The 17,985-nt window shown below is 42.6% G+C and carries 17 protein-coding genes; 8 read left to right on the top strand and 9 right to left on the bottom strand.

Annotated elements, in window-relative coordinates; all coding sequences use genetic code 11:
• Positions 1-210 precede the first annotated feature (210 nt).
• The gene (locus HWQ36_RS33275; RefSeq protein ID WP_292711120.1) at positions 211-2,631 is read left to right on the top strand and encodes a hypothetical protein; all 2,421 of its coding nucleotides are present in this window, start codon (positions 211-213) and stop codon (positions 2,629-2,631) included.
• Positions 2,632-2,695: 64 nt separating this feature from the next.
• Here HWQ36_RS33275 and miaB read toward each other — a convergent pair whose 3' ends face one another.
• From miaB to HWQ36_RS33260, 3 genes are all read right to left on the bottom strand, one after another.
• A complete protein-coding gene (gene miaB, locus HWQ36_RS33270; RefSeq protein WP_292711117.1) occupies positions 2,696-4,060 on the bottom strand; it encodes a tRNA (N6-isopentenyl adenosine(37)-C2)-methylthiotransferase MiaB in 1,365 nt (454 codons plus the stop codon).
• Positions 4,061-4,088: 28 nt separating this feature from the next.
• Positions 4,089-4,670, bottom strand: a complete 582-nt coding sequence (locus tag HWQ36_RS33265) for a Uma2 family endonuclease (RefSeq protein WP_292711115.1) — start codon at positions 4,668-4,670, stop codon at positions 4,089-4,091.
• Positions 4,671-4,799: 129 nt separating this feature from the next.
• Positions 4,800-6,254 carry a carotenoid oxygenase family protein gene (locus tag HWQ36_RS33260; RefSeq protein WP_292711111.1) on the bottom strand — a complete coding sequence of 485 codons (1,455 nt, stop codon included), beginning with the start codon at positions 6,252-6,254 and terminating at the stop codon, positions 4,800-4,802.
• 170 nt (positions 6,255-6,424) lie between these two features.
• Between HWQ36_RS33260 and HWQ36_RS33255 the strand changes: the two genes are divergently transcribed.
• Both HWQ36_RS33255 and HWQ36_RS33250 read left to right on the top strand, forming a co-directional pair.
• On the top strand, positions 6,425-6,886 hold the full coding sequence (locus HWQ36_RS33255; protein WP_292711108.1) for a globin domain-containing protein: 462 nt from the start codon (positions 6,425-6,427) through the stop codon (positions 6,884-6,886).
• A gap of 83 nt (positions 6,887-6,969) precedes the next feature.
• A complete protein-coding gene (locus tag HWQ36_RS33250) occupies positions 6,970-7,167 on the top strand; it encodes a hypothetical protein (protein ID WP_292711105.1) in 198 nt (65 codons plus the stop codon).
• A gap of 104 nt (positions 7,168-7,271) precedes the next feature.
• On the opposite strand, the gene HWQ36_RS33245 is transcribed toward HWQ36_RS33250, so the two are convergent.
• The 3 genes from HWQ36_RS33245 to HWQ36_RS33235 are packed head-to-tail and all read right to left on the bottom strand — an operon-like array spanning position 7,272 to position 9,632.
• Positions 7,272-7,442 (bottom strand): type II toxin-antitoxin system HicB family antitoxin, encoded by a 171-nt coding sequence (locus tag HWQ36_RS33245; protein ID WP_292711102.1) that lies wholly within the window; start codon positions 7,440-7,442, stop codon positions 7,272-7,274.
• 41 nt (positions 7,443-7,483) lie between these two features.
• Positions 7,484-7,765, bottom strand: coding sequence for a hypothetical protein (locus HWQ36_RS33240; protein WP_292711099.1), 282 nt, complete (start codon positions 7,763-7,765; stop codon positions 7,484-7,486).
• A 40-nt stretch (positions 7,766-7,805) separates the two neighbouring features.
• Positions 7,806-9,632, bottom strand: coding sequence for an NACHT domain-containing protein (locus tag HWQ36_RS33235; RefSeq protein WP_292711096.1), 1,827 nt, complete (start codon positions 9,630-9,632; stop codon positions 7,806-7,808).
• A 65-nt stretch (positions 9,633-9,697) separates the two neighbouring features.
• On the opposite strand from HWQ36_RS33235, the gene HWQ36_RS33230 reads away from it, so the two are divergent.
• Positions 9,698-10,462 (top strand): thioesterase II family protein, encoded by a 765-nt coding sequence (locus HWQ36_RS33230; RefSeq protein WP_292711094.1) that lies wholly within the window; start codon positions 9,698-9,700, stop codon positions 10,460-10,462.
• Positions 10,463-10,875: 413 nt separating this feature from the next.
• On the opposite strand, the gene HWQ36_RS33225 is transcribed toward HWQ36_RS33230, so the two are convergent.
• Both HWQ36_RS33225 and HWQ36_RS33220 read right to left on the bottom strand, forming a co-directional pair.
• Complete coding sequence (locus tag HWQ36_RS33225) at positions 10,876-11,277, bottom strand: biopolymer transporter ExbD (RefSeq protein WP_292711092.1); 402 nt, start codon at positions 11,275-11,277, stop codon at positions 10,876-10,878.
• Entirely contained in the window at positions 11,261-11,914 is a 654-nt protein-coding gene (locus tag HWQ36_RS33220) for a MotA/TolQ/ExbB proton channel family protein (RefSeq protein WP_292711089.1), read from the bottom strand. The genes HWQ36_RS33225 and HWQ36_RS33220 overlap by 17 nt, the downstream gene beginning before the upstream one ends.
• Positions 11,915-12,373: 459 nt before the next feature.
• Between HWQ36_RS33220 and HWQ36_RS33215 the strand changes: the two genes are divergently transcribed.
• The 4 genes from HWQ36_RS33215 (at position 12,374) to HWQ36_RS33200 (ending at position 16,369) form a co-directional block, all read left to right on the top strand.
• The gene (locus tag HWQ36_RS33215; RefSeq protein ID WP_292711087.1) at positions 12,374-13,825 is read left to right on the top strand and encodes a TonB family protein; all 1,452 of its coding nucleotides are present in this window, start codon (positions 12,374-12,376) and stop codon (positions 13,823-13,825) included.
• Between the two features lie 270 nt (positions 13,826-14,095).
• Positions 14,096-14,593, top strand: a complete 498-nt coding sequence (locus HWQ36_RS33210; protein ID WP_292711084.1) for an Hsp20/alpha crystallin family protein — start codon at positions 14,096-14,098, stop codon at positions 14,591-14,593.
• A 497-nt stretch (positions 14,594-15,090) separates the two neighbouring features.
• Positions 15,091-15,336 carry a hypothetical protein gene (locus HWQ36_RS33205; protein ID WP_114083336.1) on the top strand — a complete coding sequence of 82 codons (246 nt, stop codon included), beginning with the start codon at positions 15,091-15,093 and terminating at the stop codon, positions 15,334-15,336.
• A gap of 10 nt (positions 15,337-15,346) precedes the next feature.
• Positions 15,347-16,369 (top strand): hypothetical protein, encoded by a 1,023-nt coding sequence (locus HWQ36_RS33200; RefSeq protein WP_292711080.1) that lies wholly within the window; start codon positions 15,347-15,349, stop codon positions 16,367-16,369.
• A 92-nt stretch (positions 16,370-16,461) separates the two neighbouring features.
• On the opposite strand, the gene ilvA is transcribed toward HWQ36_RS33200, so the two are convergent.
• Positions 16,462-17,973: a threonine ammonia-lyase, biosynthetic gene (ilvA, locus tag HWQ36_RS33195; RefSeq protein ID WP_292711077.1), complete on the bottom strand. Its 1,512-nt coding sequence runs from the start codon at positions 17,971-17,973 to the stop codon at positions 16,462-16,464.
• Between the last annotated feature and the right edge of the window lie 12 nt (positions 17,974-17,985).

The following is a 17,985-nucleotide window of genomic DNA, read 5'->3' as shown; positions in this document are numbered from 1 at the left end:
GTTATTTGTAGAGATGTTGCAGTGCAACGTCTTTACAAATCATCTATTAAAAAGCGATCGCCACAGTGAATCTGAATACAGATGGTAGATTATCTACGACTTTGGGAAAGCTAAAGACTGAAGATTTGTTTGAGGTTAATCAGCCCTCATTGATGATTATGGTTAGGGTAATCAGCATCTTTATAAAGGTTATTTTATGGTGATTTACTAATGAAGAATTTATGGCAAAATTTTAATATTTTTAGCTGGGGACTGCTCGGTGCGACATTAGTACTTCAACCTACAGTAGCGCAAGCTCAATATATCCAGCGATCGTTCTTAAATCCCGGCTTTGAGTCACCTGGTTTTGGTTCTGCTGGTCAACAATGTTATGTTCAAGTGGATCAAAGCCTGATTCCTGGTTGGAGTACGACTCATGGGTCAGTAAAAGCAGGAACAGGTGACTGTACTGGTTATACATCTCCAGGGTTAGTACCGCTCATTGAGATTTGGACTTCAGGATTTTTGGGTGCTAGTACAGCCACTAATGCAGGGAATCAATTTGCTGAGTTAAATGCTGAACAAGCTTCTGAGTTGTATCAGAATATATGCCTAATTAAAAATGAAACGATCACATTCTCTCTTTTACATCGCGGGCGCTCAAGCTCATCTGTGGCTGATGTTACCAATTTTTTAATTGGACTAAATACTGATCCAACATCAACTGTTTTTGGCAGATTCTCAACAACTAACGATGGGACAGTTACGGTACAACCAATTGCACAGAATGGTGCAACTATTCCTACTGTAAGTAACAATAATGCCGGAAATGGCTGGGTACGATACACTGGCACTGTTCCTTACACTGGTAATTCTGCCACTCAGCCTGTAGGATTTGCAGCTGTTTCCACAGCGGGCGGGGACAATACTATAGGTAACTTTCTTGATGAGGTGCAATTCGCCGGGAAACCAGTGGTTGAGTTTACAGCGAGTTCGGGTGGTGCAGCAGAATCGGAAACTAACCCTACTACCAACCCCCCCAAACTTAGGATTGTTGGTTTAGTGCCAACTGGAGGGATCAGTGTTCCAATTTCTGTCTCTGGTACAGCAGTTTTGGGTACAGACTACAATACAATATCAAACACATCCACTTTTAATATCACTATTCCTGCGGGCAACTACGACGGCAGTGATGCTACTAGTGTCTTTACCATTCCTTTTACTGTTATTAATAACAACGTTCCTCAAGGTGTGAGGACTATTGTATTCAATATAGAACCTTCAACTAGTTTTTTCGCCAGTTCAACAACGACTTGTGGTGGCTCCCCAACGATCGCTTCTAGCTACACAATCTATGATGATGATTTCCTTAGTGGTAAGGTTTGGGATGATGCCGATAATAGCGCTAACAATACTTTTACTAATATCAATACTGGTTCGGAAACTGGCACTAATGCAGGTGGGTTATTAAATGCTATTCTGGTGGATTCTAATAATAAGGTCTTAAAAACAACACCTGTCGCCGCAGATGGGACTTATACTTTTCTCGATGTTCCCTTTAATCAAAGCAACGTTAAAATTATCTTAAGTACAACTACTGGTACAGTAGGTAATACTGCCCCTGCGCCATCTTTACCCTCTAACTGGGTCAACACTAGCCCACTAACGACGGCTACTTTTAATACTTCTACAAACATCTCTAGTAAGGACTTTGGAATTGAGCAGTTGCCCGATACTAACAATGTCAGTGGATCTACAACAACAAATCCAGGGGGAACCAATACTGTACAAGTTCCAACACTATCTGGCACTGACCCGGAAGATGGGAACCTTGGTTCTGGCAACAGTTTCAAGATTGTTAGTCTGCCAACTAATGGGACACTATACTACAACGGTGTAGCTGTGACAGCGAATCAAGTTATTACTAATTACGATCCGACCAAATTAACAGTAGATCCGAATATAGATGGCGCTACAACCATTATTTTTACTGTAGCAGCAGTAGACAAAGCACGCAAGGAAGATCCAACACCTGCTACGGTAACTATGCCATTAACTGCGTCATTAGCTGGCAAACCTCAGTTAATTTTAGTTAAACGCATCACCCGGATTAACAGCCAGAATTTGACTAACATTGTAGATGGTCGCAGCGACGTTTCTCCTAATGCTGCTAACTACGTAGCATCTCCACGTGACACTGATGATGATACTAGTAACACCTGGCCTAGTAGTTACTTGCGCGGATTGATTAACGCTGGGATAGTCAAACCAGGAGATGAGTTAGAGTACACTATCTACTTCCTCTCCAATGGTCTAGGTAATGCAACTAGTGTCCAAATCTGTGATTTAGTTCCTGTCAATACTACTTTTATTCCCACTGCTTTTAATGGTATGACTCCTAATGATGGTGGGATACCAGGAGCAGATCAAGGTATTGCTCTTGGGCTTAGTTCTAGCACTCCTACGGTTTATTTGACTAATGCCCAAGATGCCGATCGCGGACGCTTTTATCTTGCTAACGAGACAGCCCCATCATACTGCGGTACTAACACTAATGGAGCAGTGGTGGTTAATATTACGCGGAGTCCAGATTTACCCAATCTCGTCAAAGATTTTTACGGCTTTGTTCGCTTCCGCGCTAAGGTGAAGTAGCTTTGAGAAAGAAAAAAGGTTAAATATAAGGTTCCCTTTCCCCCTTAACCTTTCCCCGTCTTTTTTATACTGGCATGGATTGTCTGACTTCAACTGGTTCACCTGTCAAACTAAAAGGGCGAACTTCGGTAATTTTTACCTTCACTAACTGCCCTTTCAATTCTTTGATGTCGCCACTGAAGAATGTCAGACGATTACCGCCAGTCCGTCCCATCACTTGAGTTTGATCTTTAAGATTTTGGTCTTCTACTAAAACTTCTTCAATGCGTCCAAAGTAACGTTGCGATCGCTCTGCTACTTTCAAGTTTCCTAGATGATTGAGCCTTTGGAGGCGATCGCTTTTAATTTCTTCACTTAGTTGATTTTCCCACAAAGCAGCAGGTGTTCCTGGACGCGGTGAATATGCTGCTGTATTCAACATATCAAAGCCAATATCTTCCACCAGTTTCAGGGTATTTTCAAATTGTGCTTCTGTCTCCCCAGGAAAACCGACAATTGCATCAGCACTAATGGAAGCATCTGGCATATACCGCCGAATAGTATCGACAATCCGGCGATATTTTTCATGGGTATAACCCCGCGCCATCGCCTTCAAAAGCTCATTATCCCCAGATTGAAAGGGAATGTGGAAGTGTTTGCAGACTTTGGGCAACTCAGCACAAGCCTTAATTAATCTCTCTGTAAAATAACGGGGATGGCTAGTAGCAAATCTTAACCTTTCAATCCCCGGCACATCATGGACGTAATAAAGTAAATCTGTGAAGTTGTGCAGATGCCGGCCTTCTGCTGTTGTTCCTGGTAAATCTCTACCGTAAGCGTCAATATTTTGACCGAGTAGAGTAATTTCCTTGTAACCTTGCCGTCCTAATTCTTCCATTTCAGCCCGGATCGCTGACGGTGTGCGAGATTGTTCGATACCGCGCACATTGGGAACCACGCAATAGGTGCAGCGTTCGTTACAGCCGTAAATTACATTTACCCAAGCTGTGACTTTACTATCCCGTCGCGGCTGGGTGATATCTTCAATAATATGAACTGACTCGGTTGCAACAACTTGGTTGCCTTCAAACACCGACTCCAACAAATCTTTGAGGCGGTTGGCGTGTTGTGGCCCCATTACCAAGTCTAATTCTGGAACTCGTCGCAATAGCGCTTCACCTTCTTGCTGGGCAACACAACCAGCAACTATGAGGGTTAAATCAGGTTGTTCATGCTTGCGTTTCGCTTGTCTGCCAAGGTAAGAATATACTTTTTGCTCGGCATTATCTCGAATTGTGCAAGTATTGTAGAGAATCACATCTGCATTATTTGGATCTTCTGACCATTCAAAGCCCATATCTTCCAAAACGCCAGCCATGCGCTCTGAGTCAGCTTTATTCATCTGACAACCGAAGGTAGTGATGTGATAATGGCGTTTAGAAGTGGTCATGTTGCTTAGTTAACCAGTTAGAGTGAGGTTATTCTTTAGCCTCAAAGTCAACTTTATCATAAATATCTGATAGAGGGATTTGAAATTGAACAGAGGATAGTGTTAAGATACTAGTCTCTTCTTCATGCTCTGAAAAAATCCATTTATTTTCGTCAGTTTTAGAATACTGTTCAACATGATTTTTGTACTGATCGATCAGAACATATTCCTGAAAACTGGGGATGGTGCGATATGCCGCAAATTTTTCATCTCTATCATAGCTTCTGGTAGATTTGGATAGCACTTCACAAATCACTAAGGGATTAGTAATTGTATCTGTACGTCCCTCAGAAAATTCTAATGAACCTGCAACAACCATGACATCAGGATATGTATGAATTCGCTTTTTGGGAATCCATAGACGTTGATCGGTGACGAATACTCGATAAGGTTGTCGCTTTAAGGCAAAATTGAGGGTTGCACTCAGATTAAGAGCTATTTGGTTGTGATTTGGTGTTCCACCCGTCATTGGTATAATTTGACCATCTATATATTCATGACGATACTCGGAAATGACTTCTAGTTCTAGGTATTCTGTAGGAGAATAATGGCGTTTTTCTTGTAATTGCATAGGGCAAGGCTCTTTGGGATTTTTGATTTTGCATTGACCAGATGCGAAAAATTTATGTCTGATCAATAGGGTTGTTTTTTTAACGCAAAGGAACGCTAAGGGAAACGCAGAGGAAACGCGGAGGGTTTGTTAGGCTGAGTTCCAAGTGCCGTGGAAGCTGTGAGGGATGACGCTGGGTAATGCTAGTTTGCAAAGGGGTTCGGCATCCAGGCGATCGCTATCAAATACCCAAACTTCGCTACTATGAGAATTACCATCGTAGACTACGGTTAGTACCCAACTTTGTGAATGGTTTTGGGTGTTTTGGGCGTGGATGGGTTCTGAAGGATAACGGTTTTCTCCAAAGTCTGCTTCGGTGAGGGTTTCGGTTTTGTTGTCGAAGCGAGCGATCGCATTTACTACTTCTTGGCTAATATCTGTTTCTAAACGGAATGTTGACATATATGTGTACCGAGAAGCTTGTCCTACGTTTTGCTGTGGTACATTCGGAAATTCACAATGTCTGTTTAATAGTTGCTGAATTGACGTAATTTTGCCAGTTTGGGGATGCAGATGAACTCGCGTTAGTGTACTTTTTGCTGGGGTGTGAGTCTCACCTGTAGCTACTTCCTTGAGATATTGGTTAGTTTGAAAATCTTCATAACGGGCAATATCTACAATTACTGAACCGCTAGCATCTACATAACCGTTAGCAAAATGCCATTGGAACCAAGGTTCGGTTTCTCCACGACTCACCACAGATAAGGTTTCTCTGTCAATAACTAAAATCTGAGTTCCTAATTTAGGTTGCCACTCTAGCGAATCACTATAGTTGTTTATCCCTATTAGCACGGGTAAGACATTCAACCGCACTGGCGGAAGGAAAAATACAAGATACTGTCCTGCTAAAACAAAATCATGCACAAATGGTACACCATCTAGCTGGTATGCGGCTTGTTGGATAATTCGCCCAGTCGAATCGCTTTTATAAATATTCAGCGTTGCATTTTGTCCAGGGCTGATGCCAAAGTTAAAAATCTCCCCTGTTTGCTCGTCACGTTTATAATGTGCAGAATAGTTTAATCCTTTAGTTAACCCCCCTAAATCATCTTCGCCCAAAGTTTCTAAAGTTTGTAAATCGAGGGCGTGGGGTTTACCACCTTCCCAGAGTGCCAAAAGTTTATCTGGAAGTGCTAGCACTGAAGTATTGGCAGCATTCTTAATGGGCTTTTGCCATTGATTCCAAATTGGCCCTGGTGCAGTCATGCCATAATTGCCGTAGAGTAGTTTACCTGCTGCGGCTTCTTCTTGATAGCCAGAGGTTTGCACGTAGCGATAAACCCCGGTTGCAACTGCATCAGTAAAATTTATAGCAAGAATTGCCCCATCTCCATCAAACCAGTGTCCTGTGTAAATGCCACCACGTTCTAGGCGTGCGGGGCCATTGCGGTAAAGTGTGCCACGCAAGCCATCTGGGATTTTGCCAGAGATAATTGGCAGTTGCGTAGGGGGAAATTCTTTTGCTGGTTCTGCGTTAGCGAAGCTCACCGAAGGTATCGCACCTGCCCACGCTTTTGTTATTGACTTTTGGCTAATGGTATGCATATTAAATTATTGCTTGATAAATTATCGATGTACATACCTGCATTCTTACATTTTCATCTTTGATGCAGTTTTTTAAATGATATTACTCGTTAACTGAGCTAGCTCATAGTAACCAATAGGAATAATCACTAAAGTGAAGTCAATCAACATTCTAAGTGGTTCAAAAAACTATGGTTAGCCAACAAACAATAGATATCGTCAAATTTACAGTACCTATTTTGAAAAAGAACGGTCAGCAAATCACAACTCGGATGTATGAAATTATGTTTCAAAACCATCCAGAAATCAAAGAACAATTTAGTATGTCTGCTCAAGCAGATGGTTCTCAGCCTGCGAGATTAGCTACAGCAGTTTATAGCTATGCTAACCAAATTGATAATTTGCCTGCTTTAAAGTCGATGGTAGAGAAGATTGCCCATCGCCATGTGCAGACTCATGTTACACCAGAGCAATATCCTATTGTCGGAGAAAGTTTACTGCAAGCCATGAAAGATGTTTTGGGAGAAGCTGCTACAGAAGAAGTGATGGCAGCTTGGACTGAAGCTTATCAGGCATTATCTGAAGTGTTCATTCACAAAGAACATGACATATACATGGGTGAAGAGAAAAAACCACAGCTTTTGCATTCCTAACCACAAAACTTAGTGTGATAACGACAGAACTTAGTAGAGCATTTCATTAATTCCTAGCAAATTAAATTTGGCAATATCCTACAATGCCAATGCATCGCGATACATTGTTAATGCGTCCCTCTGCAATGCCAATGCATCCCGATGCATTGTTAATGTCTCCCTCTGCAATGCCAATGCATTCCGATGCATTGTTAATGCGTCTTTCTGCAATGCCAATGCATCCCCCTGCATTAAAAACGCTACGCTTTATATGGAAAACTGTACTAAGCGTTCCAGAATAATCATTAATAACTTCAGAAGCTCTAACTCTTGGGAGCTTAAGCACTGGTTATCTCAAATGTGGTTAGCAACCGACGAGGTGCTGTCTCAGAAAGTGGGAATTCTTCTAAATAAAGTTCCGCTGCTTCTTGCAAATTTGCTTCGCTTCTTCTATCGTCTCTCCTTGGCTGGCGGTTCCCACCTCTGGACATTCAGCTACATAAACATCCTCTTCCCAGTGCAAGATTGCTGTAAAGGTTAGAGTTTTTGTATCCTTAGCCTGTTGTAATGAACTCATGGAGCGTTTATCTGGCTATCTTTTCATTTTTCTATTGTTGCTTAACTATCTGGAACCAACAACATCCGCGCTTCAATTGCTTCCCAGGTTTGGGGCGACACCCGCACTGCTGCTTGTTTGCACTGGATGATGAGGTGATTTGCGTAGAGATAATCGCCGAGTGCTTTTGCTTCTTCCTCAGATAAGTTGATCATTTCTGGGGTGAGATGGAAAGCATTGAGTAAGGTTTCTTGAAGGCGTTTAGCAAATGCTCGATGTACTTCCTTTGGCTGTTTATCATCAGGAAGTGTAGCTTTAAGTGCTTCTAGTTGAGCAATCAGCACAGTAAAGTTGATGTTGTTGAAGATTTTTAATTTTTCCAGTTCACGAGAGTAGTTGATAGCTTTGGCGTAGGCGTAGGCGTACGTAGGCTTCGGCGTAGGCGTAGGCGTTGGCGATGGCGTTGGCGATGGCGTAGGCTTCGGCGTAGGCGTTGGCGATGGCGTAGGCTTCGGCGTAGGCTTCGGCTTCGGCGTTGGTGTAGGCTTCGGCGTTGGCGTTGGCGATGGCGTTGGCGATGGCGTTGGCGATGGCGTTGGCTTCGGCGATGGCGATCGCAACTGCACGTTTACCCACAGGTTTAAAATCCCCTGGCGATCCAACTGTTACCTGTTCTGCCCAGCTTAATAAAGCTTGTAACTTCGGAGTGTTAATATACTTTTGCGCTTCCTTTTCCATCAACAACAGCAAATTATCTGCACCACCGCGCATTAACCCAGCTACTAACAAAAACACCTCTTTCCAACGTTGATCTGTCAGGTGTTCAGTAACTAACTTCTCAACTTGCCGATGGTCATCAATATATTGTGCTGTTAAATATTCTTGTAGAGTCAGATGAGAGAAAGAAAAGACATCCTCGGCCCGTTCTACCAAAATCCCTTGTTGAATAGCGATCGCATCCAGCACTGATTCTCCATTTAAATGCTGAGGTGCATTCAGATTACTTGCTAAAAATGTTTTAATTTGCTGAACAATATCGCGTTGTGAAAAGAATAGCCTGTCAGACTCAAAACCTGTATAAGCAATCTCTGATAGTAATAACTCTTCTAATTCTGTATGCAGTCCTTGATAAATCTCTTCTCTGAGAATTCGTTTTTCTGATGCCCACTCTTCTAGCAATATCCGCAGTGCCTTTCGGTAAAGAACACTGCGATTATCTGGAAAACTTTGGGAACGGTCATAAACTAAACACAGAAATGTCAGCAATAAAGGTGTATGCGCCAACTCTTTTGCAGCTTCATGTTCTGGCTTTTGCAGTAACTCCCAACATTTCTCGCCTGTTTTCGCCTGTTTGTCTGCTTCACCATGAAACCAGCTATAAATAAATTGCAGAATTTGATCGTTATCAAAATCTGCCATTCCCACATCGCTAAAGCGGCGAAAACTGCTGCGATAAGCCGCCGTGCGACAGGAGGCAATGAAACGATTTTTATTGTACTTATCAACAAAGTTCTGAATTTCGCTAATTGCCTCAGTCAAATTTTTTGTTGGTACTTCATCTAAACCATCCAGCAAAATTAGTAACTTACCTTCTTCTAAAGCTTTGGCTGTAAATTTATCATGTGATGGAAAACCGCAGATGCGAAACTCTTCAGCAATAAACGTTTTAATATCGATATTGCCAGATGCAAACCTTTTCAATTCGATAAAAACTGGAATGCAGGCGTGTTTAAACCCTCCTTTTTTACCTTTGAGCGCTTCTAGTCCCATCTTCCGCACAAATGTAGATTTTCCTGCACCAGGGCCACCAAGCACCATCAGATATTGCTTATCATTAGCAACTTTAATTCCTGCTTGTTTTTTACCATCGTGATATTGAAAACTTCGGCTTTTAGCTTGGCGATAGACTTCTTCTAAATTCTCAATAGATTCAAAACTACGGATAGCATCATCACCTAAAAACTGTACTGCTGTATAGACCGATTCCAGCTTGACAGGTTCACGCATTCCCAATACTTTGAGAATGCCATGCCGTCTTTCGTAGTTCTGGACATATTCTTTTGATGCGGTAAAAATTATCTCCCTAGTTTTTTCGTCCAGGGTTTTACCAAATATTCCTAGAACCTTACCGCCACCTCCCCAAAGGATTTGGAAAATCGGAACTGCTAAACCGCTAACGGCTTGTGCGGCGAAAGATTCTATTCCTGTCATAAGATTATCAGTAAATATGTTTAAAAATTAAAGCAAAGTCGTATTATCCAACTCTAAGCTCTATTATGACAACTACATCAAGCTTCAATTCCTGGGTTATCTGTCCCCAACCAAATCCGCAAGCAAACTTGCGTTTATTCTGCTTCCCCTACGCTGGTGGTAGCGCGGCAATTTTTCGCACTTGGCCTAATAATCTACCGAGTAATGTCGAAGTCTGTGCTGTGGAATATCCGGGACGGGGAAGACAGATTAAGTCATCACCCTTGACGCGATTGGAACCTCTTGTGGAAGCGATCGCTCCAGTTCTCATGCCATACTTAGACAAACCATTCGCCTTCTTCGGTCACAGTATGGGCGGATTAGTTAGCTTCGAGTTGACCCGTCTACTTCGCTCTCAATATAATCTTGCTCCCTTTCACCTTTTCTTCTCCGCTCGTCGCGCTCCGCAATTGCCACCCATCAAACCACCCCTCCACATCCTATCAGACCATGATTTGCAGGACGAGCTACGCAGTCTTAACGGTACACCCAAAGCCGTGCTAGAAAGCGAAGAACTAATGCAGATATTTCTCCCGATTTTGCGGGCAGATTTTGCGGTTCTAGAAACTTATATTTACACTCCAAAGCAGCCACTGGAGTCTCCTATTACTATTTTTGGTGGTTTGCAAGACCAAGACGTTAGTCATGAAGCTTTGCAAGCATGGAGAGAACAGACTATCGCTGCATTCTCATTACATGAGTTCAACGGCGACCACTTTTTTATCCATTCACACCAAGAATTATTATTTAAACTTATATCTCAAGAATTGCAGATGCGTAAGCGTAGCTGATAGTAAGTAGGTCGGCGCAATTAAAAACTGGCTAAGGCTGTCATTTGTCCTTTGTCATTGGTCATTAAACCTCATCTATGTTGAAACCTAGAGTTTTTTAAAAGATATATTTATGTAGGTTGGGTGGAGTGAAACGCAACCCAACATTATCACCAAATTTTATGTTGGGTTACGCTATCGCTGCACCCAACCTACAAAACTTGATTTTTTCGCGCTATAGCGGTTCCCACTCAGATGCGGTACAAAATTATATCGCAAAGTGTAGGGGCAATTCATGAATTGCCCCTACGGCTGTACCTCACGTGAACGAGAACTGCTATAACTTACTTAGTCATTAGATAAAAAGGAGTTAGGAGTCAGAATATAGAATTTTCCTGACTCTCTGAACTTCTGATGTACAATATTTCTACTTTTTATTTTTGGGTAGCGATCGCTAACTTTGCCCCTTCAACTTTACGAACCCGATCCATTACCGCTACTACTCGACCATAATCAACTTTTTCATCGGCATTAATAATCACCAACACATCTGGGTTAGAACCAACTAAAGCGCGTATTTGCTCTGTCAAATCATCAACTGCAATTGGTTTACGATTCAGACTTATCTGTTCTTTGTCATCTACCGTAATGGTAATTTTAGTGGGAACTTGCTGTTGTTTCGCTGTACTGGCCTTCGGTAAATTTACTGGCAAACCTTCTGAGCGAGTTAAAAACAGAGTTGACATGATAAAAAATGTCAAAATTGCAAAAATCACATCAATCATCGGCACGATGTTGATCTGTAATGGAAGTTCTGGCTCATCTGGTAGACGCATAAGTTTTTTCTCCTCTTTCATAACGACGGCGGTAGAGTAATTCTAACTGTCCCCCATACTCCTGAATTAATGCAATTTGCCTTTGATACAATCCCCGGAAGGTATTGGCAAACATGAGTATGAATATAGCAACTATCAATCCTGATGCTGTTGATACCAAAGCTTCACTAATCCCAGAGGTAACATTTGTCGTTTTGCTACCTCCTACGTCACCAAGATTTAGAGAAGCAAAGGAGGCTATCAATCCTAATACTGTGCCGAGAAGACCCAACAGTGGTGCCAGACTAATGATTGTCTCGAAAATGTTTTGGAAACGTTTTAACACAGGTATCTCAGCCTGCGATTCGCTTTCTAACGCCAAACGAAATTCCTCTGGATTTGGCTCTTCCAATTCTAAAGCGGCAAGAAAAATGCGGGCGAGTGGCAAATCTGCATTTTTCTGAAGTTTATCCATTGCACCGACAACATTATCAAGTCGGTAGAGATTCAAAACATCTCTCACCACCCGGTTTTGACGCTTATTAATCCGTACCCAAAAACTGATCCGTTCGATAATCAGTGCCACACCCAATACTGAAAACGCCAACAGGGGCCACATGACCACACCGCCTGCTGCAAACAAATTCTGAATTCCCATGTAGTGCCTCTATCACGTCATCCACAATACAAAATCAGACTACCAGAATCTAGTTCAAAACTGAAACTTTTTCTCAATAAAATATAAAATATAATGATAATTTTTTCAAATGTGCATATCATGATTTTTATTTAATTGTTTGTTCGTTTTATATAAATTAATTTAATTGAAATAAAAATTAATTTTGTCCAAAAACCATGATACAAAAAGATATTCGGCGTTGCTGAATTAAGGGATGATTCTTGTGGGGTGGGCATCCTGCCCGCCCGGAAATACAAGAGACGCTCATGTTGCCCATCCCACAAAAATAGTAAAATCATCCTGCAAATATGCAACGCCAGATATTCTTGCTAGTACAGGGTTCCGTAACGATATTCCAAATAATTTTAATTGTTTACTTGATATTTGTAACCTTGCATTCTAAGATATCTAAGTTAGTGAGAATAGGTGGCAATAGCTATGAGCTTTTCTGGCATTACTGTCGAGCAACGTTCCAAAGAAGTTGAGGCTCTCAAGTCTTTTCTGACTTACAGTCTGATCGGTTCACTGGCGCTGCATATCGGCGTACTGTCATCAGGCATAGGTAATTATTTGACGAGAGTGCCGAAAGGAGAGGATGAAGCGATAGAAGTAGCGATCGTGGATTCTCCGACTGCGGAACCAGAAAAATCAGTTGAAAAAATTCCAGAAGAACCCAAAAAAGAACCTGAAGTTGTTCAAAAACAATCTATAGAAACTACACCAGTACAAAAACCAGTACAAGAATTTATTGAAAGATCAACAATTCAACCAGTTCAACAACAACCGCAACAAACTATTCAAAACCCACAGCCAGTTCAACAACAACCACAACAAACTACTCAAAACCCACAGCCAGCAAATAGAGAAATTGCTCCCAAACCAGAAATCCCTGTGACAACTGTTGCTCCTCAGAGTGGTGGTGGAGGTGGCAGTGGCGGCTCTGGTGTTGGTTTAGGCTCAGGTAGTGGTATTGCTGTAGGTACAAGCAGTGGTAGTGGCACTGGTGGAGGAGCTGGCACTGGCACTGGCGGTGGTATTGGCTCTGGCACTGGTAGTGGTATTGGCACTGGTAGTGGTATTGGCAGTGGCATCGGTAATGGTATTGGCTCTGGTACTGGCAGTGGTATTGGCAATCAAACAGGAAATCGTCAGGCAGTAGCAACAGCGCCAATAGCGCCAACACCTCCAAAAATTAACAGTTCAGGTAATGGTAATGGTCGTGCAGCCTGCCGCGAATGTAATGCCAAATATCCAGAGGCGGCAAGACGGCGAGGAGTTGAAGGCAGAGTAGAAGTAGCTGTCGATACTGATGCACAAGGTAATGTTACTAATGTGCGGGTTGCTCGCTCCAGTGGAAACCGGGATTTGGACGAAGAAACAGCCAGACAAGCGCGTGAGTGGAAATTAAAACCCGCAGAAGGTGGTAGACAAGGGGTATCAATAGCCACTGAATTTGCCATACAAGGTTCACGGCGATCGCGCCAAGTTCAAGAACGGAAAAGACAAAGAGAAGCAGAAGAGAGAACTCAACAGACAACGGCTGCTAACTCCACACAAGAAGCGCCAAAACGTAGGCGTAGAGAGTTGACACCTTCATCTAATGAAGCTAGAGCTACAAGACCAGCAATATCTGGATTTAGTAGACGATTGGAACCTCAAACAGGGGAAAGTACTGCTAGCACAAATCGCAATCAAGGAACTGCTAGAGAATCTTTACGCCGCATCCGGCGTGAGCGAACTGCTAACGATTCATCACAAAAGCCACAACCAACCGCAAATAGGCGGCGGCGAAGAGATAATAGCCAGAACAAGTTGCGGGACTCTTTGCGCCGTTTACGCCCACAACCTCAATCGCAACCTGCTGCACCGCCTGTTACAAGTCAGGAGTAGAGATGTAATAGTGTTATGTCTCTAGAAGGATGTAGGATTTCCTAATTTTTTGTGAGCATTTTAGAAGGTACGGTTATTGCGATCGCACATTGCTATAAAACCGAACCTACTCAACTTGAAGGTTGATTTAGTCTAATAACTAGGAAGCTTGAGATTAAGCTTTGTGCAATTTCAGATTGCTTAACAACTCATTTGATCGGCTGTTCGCAACCTAAGAAGCTTGAGATTGAGCCTTCTAAGACTAAATAGTTCATCTTAGAGGTAAGAATTATGGCACTGATGCGTTGGAACCCATTCCGGGATATTGAACGTTTAGAACCATTTCGGGATAGTGAACCTTGGGAACCATTCCGAGAAATCGACACCTTGCAAAGGCAAATGAATCGCTTGTTTGACAGATTGATCCCAACTACTGATGGTGGTGAAAGGTCTGGATTTATATTTAGTCCTGCTGTTGAACTAGAAGAAACTGATGATGCAATTCACTTGAAACTAGAAATACCTGGTCTAGAAGCAAAAGATATCAATGTAGAAGCAACTCCCGAATCAATTTTGATTAGCGGTGAGCGTAAGACTGAAATCAAGACTGAAGAAAACGGTATTACTCGGTCTGAGTTCCGTTATGGTAAATTTCAGAGGGTAATCCCCTTACCTTCCCAAATTCAAAATGACAAAGTGCAAGCTGAGTATAAAAATGGTATTCTCCACTTAACTTTGCCGAAGGCGGAATCAGAAAAACATAAAGCCGTCAAAATCAATCTGGGTTAATTCAATTAAACATTCATGAGTTTTGGACTTTCTCTTCTATTTTGATTAGCAATGAGAACCGCCTTCTGAAAAACGGGAGGCGGTTCTTCTTTATACATAAATTGCTTTGCTACTCCTCACCCCTCTACTATGGGGAAGAGGGCTTAAAAGTGGTCTACTTTATATAATTGGCAATTATACACACTGGTAATAACTTGATTTTCCCATCAATAAAATATCGAAAGTGCATCACGTCAGGCAAAAGCAGCTAGTTATAGGCAGTGGGAATTATGTTCACAATCAAGCATCATAGGAATGGTGGTAGTTTTTGCCGATCATCAACTATATGCTGAGATGATAGTCAATGGCTAACTCTCAAGTTGCTCGTCTGTACTTTATGTTCAATGTCAAATTCACTGATTTGAATAAAACTTCTACATAAACACACACTGATGCAGTTTGATTTGCTTGAATAGCTATATTGGACATTGATCCGAAGGCAATTCACAATCCTGATTATGGCAAGTAAATTCATTGATGTTAGGGAATACACTGTCAGGGCGCACAAAAGACAGATTCATACTCGTGTTTTCCAGTTTGTCTGTAAAGAGTGTAACGATCTGACAAAACGCGAGACGTTCGGGCCTCGACCTTTATATTGTGAGAGATGTCGCCCTCCCCAAGCACCGAAGAAATCCCAACCAACATCTCAGAAAGCAAAACCCAGACCAATGTCTTACAAAAGTGACATCGATTTAAATTGATTGAAGCCTTATGACTCAAAATGGACAATTAGAACCACCTCCGGGCACTTTTCTCTCCCCATTGTTGGAATTACGAGACTATTATGCTCGCCTCACAGAAGAGTATGAACGCCTTTTTGTGCAGGCGCGATCGCAACTCGATCATGTAGAAGCGTTGTTGTCTAACTGGTCTTTTTCTGATGCTAACGAGCAGATATCAAGACTGGCGGGGGTTGACGAAGCCTCAAATGTTTCCCAAGAAAGCCCTCTGCTGTTTTTAGCACCCCTTGATGACATCGACGAAATCAACTTGGTGGAGTCTCTACAGTCAGAACCCACAGATTCGGATCGGGTTGAGATCGATAATTCCTTTTCTGCTGCTGTTGATACAAAAGAAAGAAAACTTCCAACTACATCGCCAGATGCAAAGATAGTCCCAGAGAACAACGATAGTTCAACGAGGGTGGCAGAAATCCCCATGCTACCCCAGTATAATCACGCAATCTCCCGAATGGAAGCCATCAAACAGCTATTGCAAGAGCAGATAGGCACCGTCTGCCATATCGATTTTATCGTGCGATCGCTTTATGGAGAGTTAGATTCCAATTTATTCAAAGTAGTTAAAGGTAGGGTTCAATCTTCCCTTACCCAAGGTAGAGAAAGGAATTACTGGGTAACTATTCCCGATGAGCCAGGTTGTTATACTCTGGATTTAAATTTGGTAGCCCCCAGTAAACGCAATGGTGCTTCTAGAAACAAAAATAAGAATTTTGTACCGCCGGCAAAAACAGTACCGATGCTCAAAGCCTTTGAGGGTCAATTCTTAATTGATGCTCTCACCTCTCTGTTTGAAGAAAATCCAGGTAAAGTTTTCAGCGTTGCTGAAGTCATCGCCGGAATTTATGGAGAACTAGATTCTCAGCAAATTAGAGAGATCAAAAATAAGGTGTTGAATGAATTATCTAGAGGCTATCGGACAGGCAGATTCTCTAGGGTTCCTAACGAAATCGGCTTCTATACTTGGGACTCCAATCTGATATTGAAGGCTCGTTAAATGGGCATTGGGAAAGAGGCAGGGGGCAGGGAAGCAGGGGGCAAGGGGGAGAATACAAAATTACTCTTTCCCCTCTGCTCCCTTCCCCTCGCCTATCCCAAAAACAGCTTGTATGCCGGATTTTTATTCTCATCCCAATAGCGATAACCCAGGTTGTCGAGGAAAGCTTGCCACTCTTCCATCTCGTAAGGAGGAACCTGGATACCAACAACGATTCGTCCGTAATCTGCGCCGTTGTTGCGGTAGTGAAAAAGACTAATATTCCAGTCTGGACTCATGGAAGTCACAAACTTCATCAATGCACCGGGACGTTCGGGAAACTCAAAACGATAGAGCAATTCATTGTGAGCCAGGGGAGAGTGCCCACCCACCATGTGCCGCAGATGTAATTTGGTTAGTTCGTCGTCTGTTAAATCAAGGGTTTCAAATCCCTGAGCTTCAAAGGTTTCTACCATCTTTGCAGCATCAGCACGGTTTTGAATTTGCACACCTACAAAAATATGGGCTGTTTTTTCATCGGCAATGCGATAATTAAACTCGGTAAGATTGCGGTTGCCAATACATTCACAAAACTGGCGAATACTTCCCCGTTCTTCAGGAATTGTAACTGCAAAGATCGCTTCCCGACGTTCGCCCAACTGGGCGCGTTCTGCCACAAAGCGGAGACGATCAAAATTCATGTTTGCACCACAGGCTACAGCAATTAAGGTTTGTCCCTCAATTTGTTCTCGTTCTGCGTAGGCTTTGGCAGCTGCGATCGCTAATGCACCGGCTGGCTCTAAAATTGATCGCGTATCCTCAAACACGTCTTTAATCGCAGCACAAGTATCATCAGTATCCACCAGAATAATTTCATCCACATACTGCTGACATAAACGGAAGGTTTCTTCACCTACTTCTCGCACTGCCACGCCATCAGCAAATAACCCCACTTGAGACAAACGCACCCGATGTCCAGCTTTTAGCGATTGAGACATCGCATCAGCATCTACTGGTTCAACGCCAATAATCTTGATTTCAGGACGCAATCGTTTCACATAAGCCCCAATCCCAGAAATCAATCCGCCACCTCCAATTGCGACAAAAATTGCATGGATGGGTTGCTGATATTGTCGTAAAATTTCCATCCCGATAGTTCCCTGTCCAGCAATTACATGAGGGTCGTCAAAGGGATGAATAAAGGTCAAACCTTTTTCCACTTCTAATTCACGGGCATAGCTATAAGCATCGTCGTAGGTGTTTCCATGTAACACGACTGCTCCACCCCTCATTCTAACTGCGTCCACCTTGACTTGAGGTGTGGTTATTGGCATGACGATAATTGCTTTGGTTCCCAAGCGATTGGCTGCAAGGGCGACTCCTTGAGCATGGTTGCCCGCAGACGCTGCAATTACACCCTGCGCTAATATATCTGGTGGCAATTGCACCATTTTGTTATAAGCACCCCGCAGTTTAAAGGAAAATACTGACTGCATATCCTCACGTTTCAACAGCAGTTGATTATTCAACCGCGCAGACAAATTTGGTGCATACTCAAGTGGTGTTTCCTGGGCAACATCATATACACGGGCAGTCAGGATTTGGATGAGGTAGTCGCAATACATGGGTGTCAAGGT

Origin of the sequence: Nostoc sp. NMS2 (genome assembly GCF_017115105.1) — a bacterium.
In the GTDB taxonomy this organism is placed as follows: domain Bacteria; phylum Cyanobacteriota; class Cyanobacteriia; order Cyanobacteriales; family Nostocaceae; genus Nostoc.
Note: the sequence above shows the minus strand (reverse complement) of the source record. Positions and strands in the feature narration are given on the sequence as shown.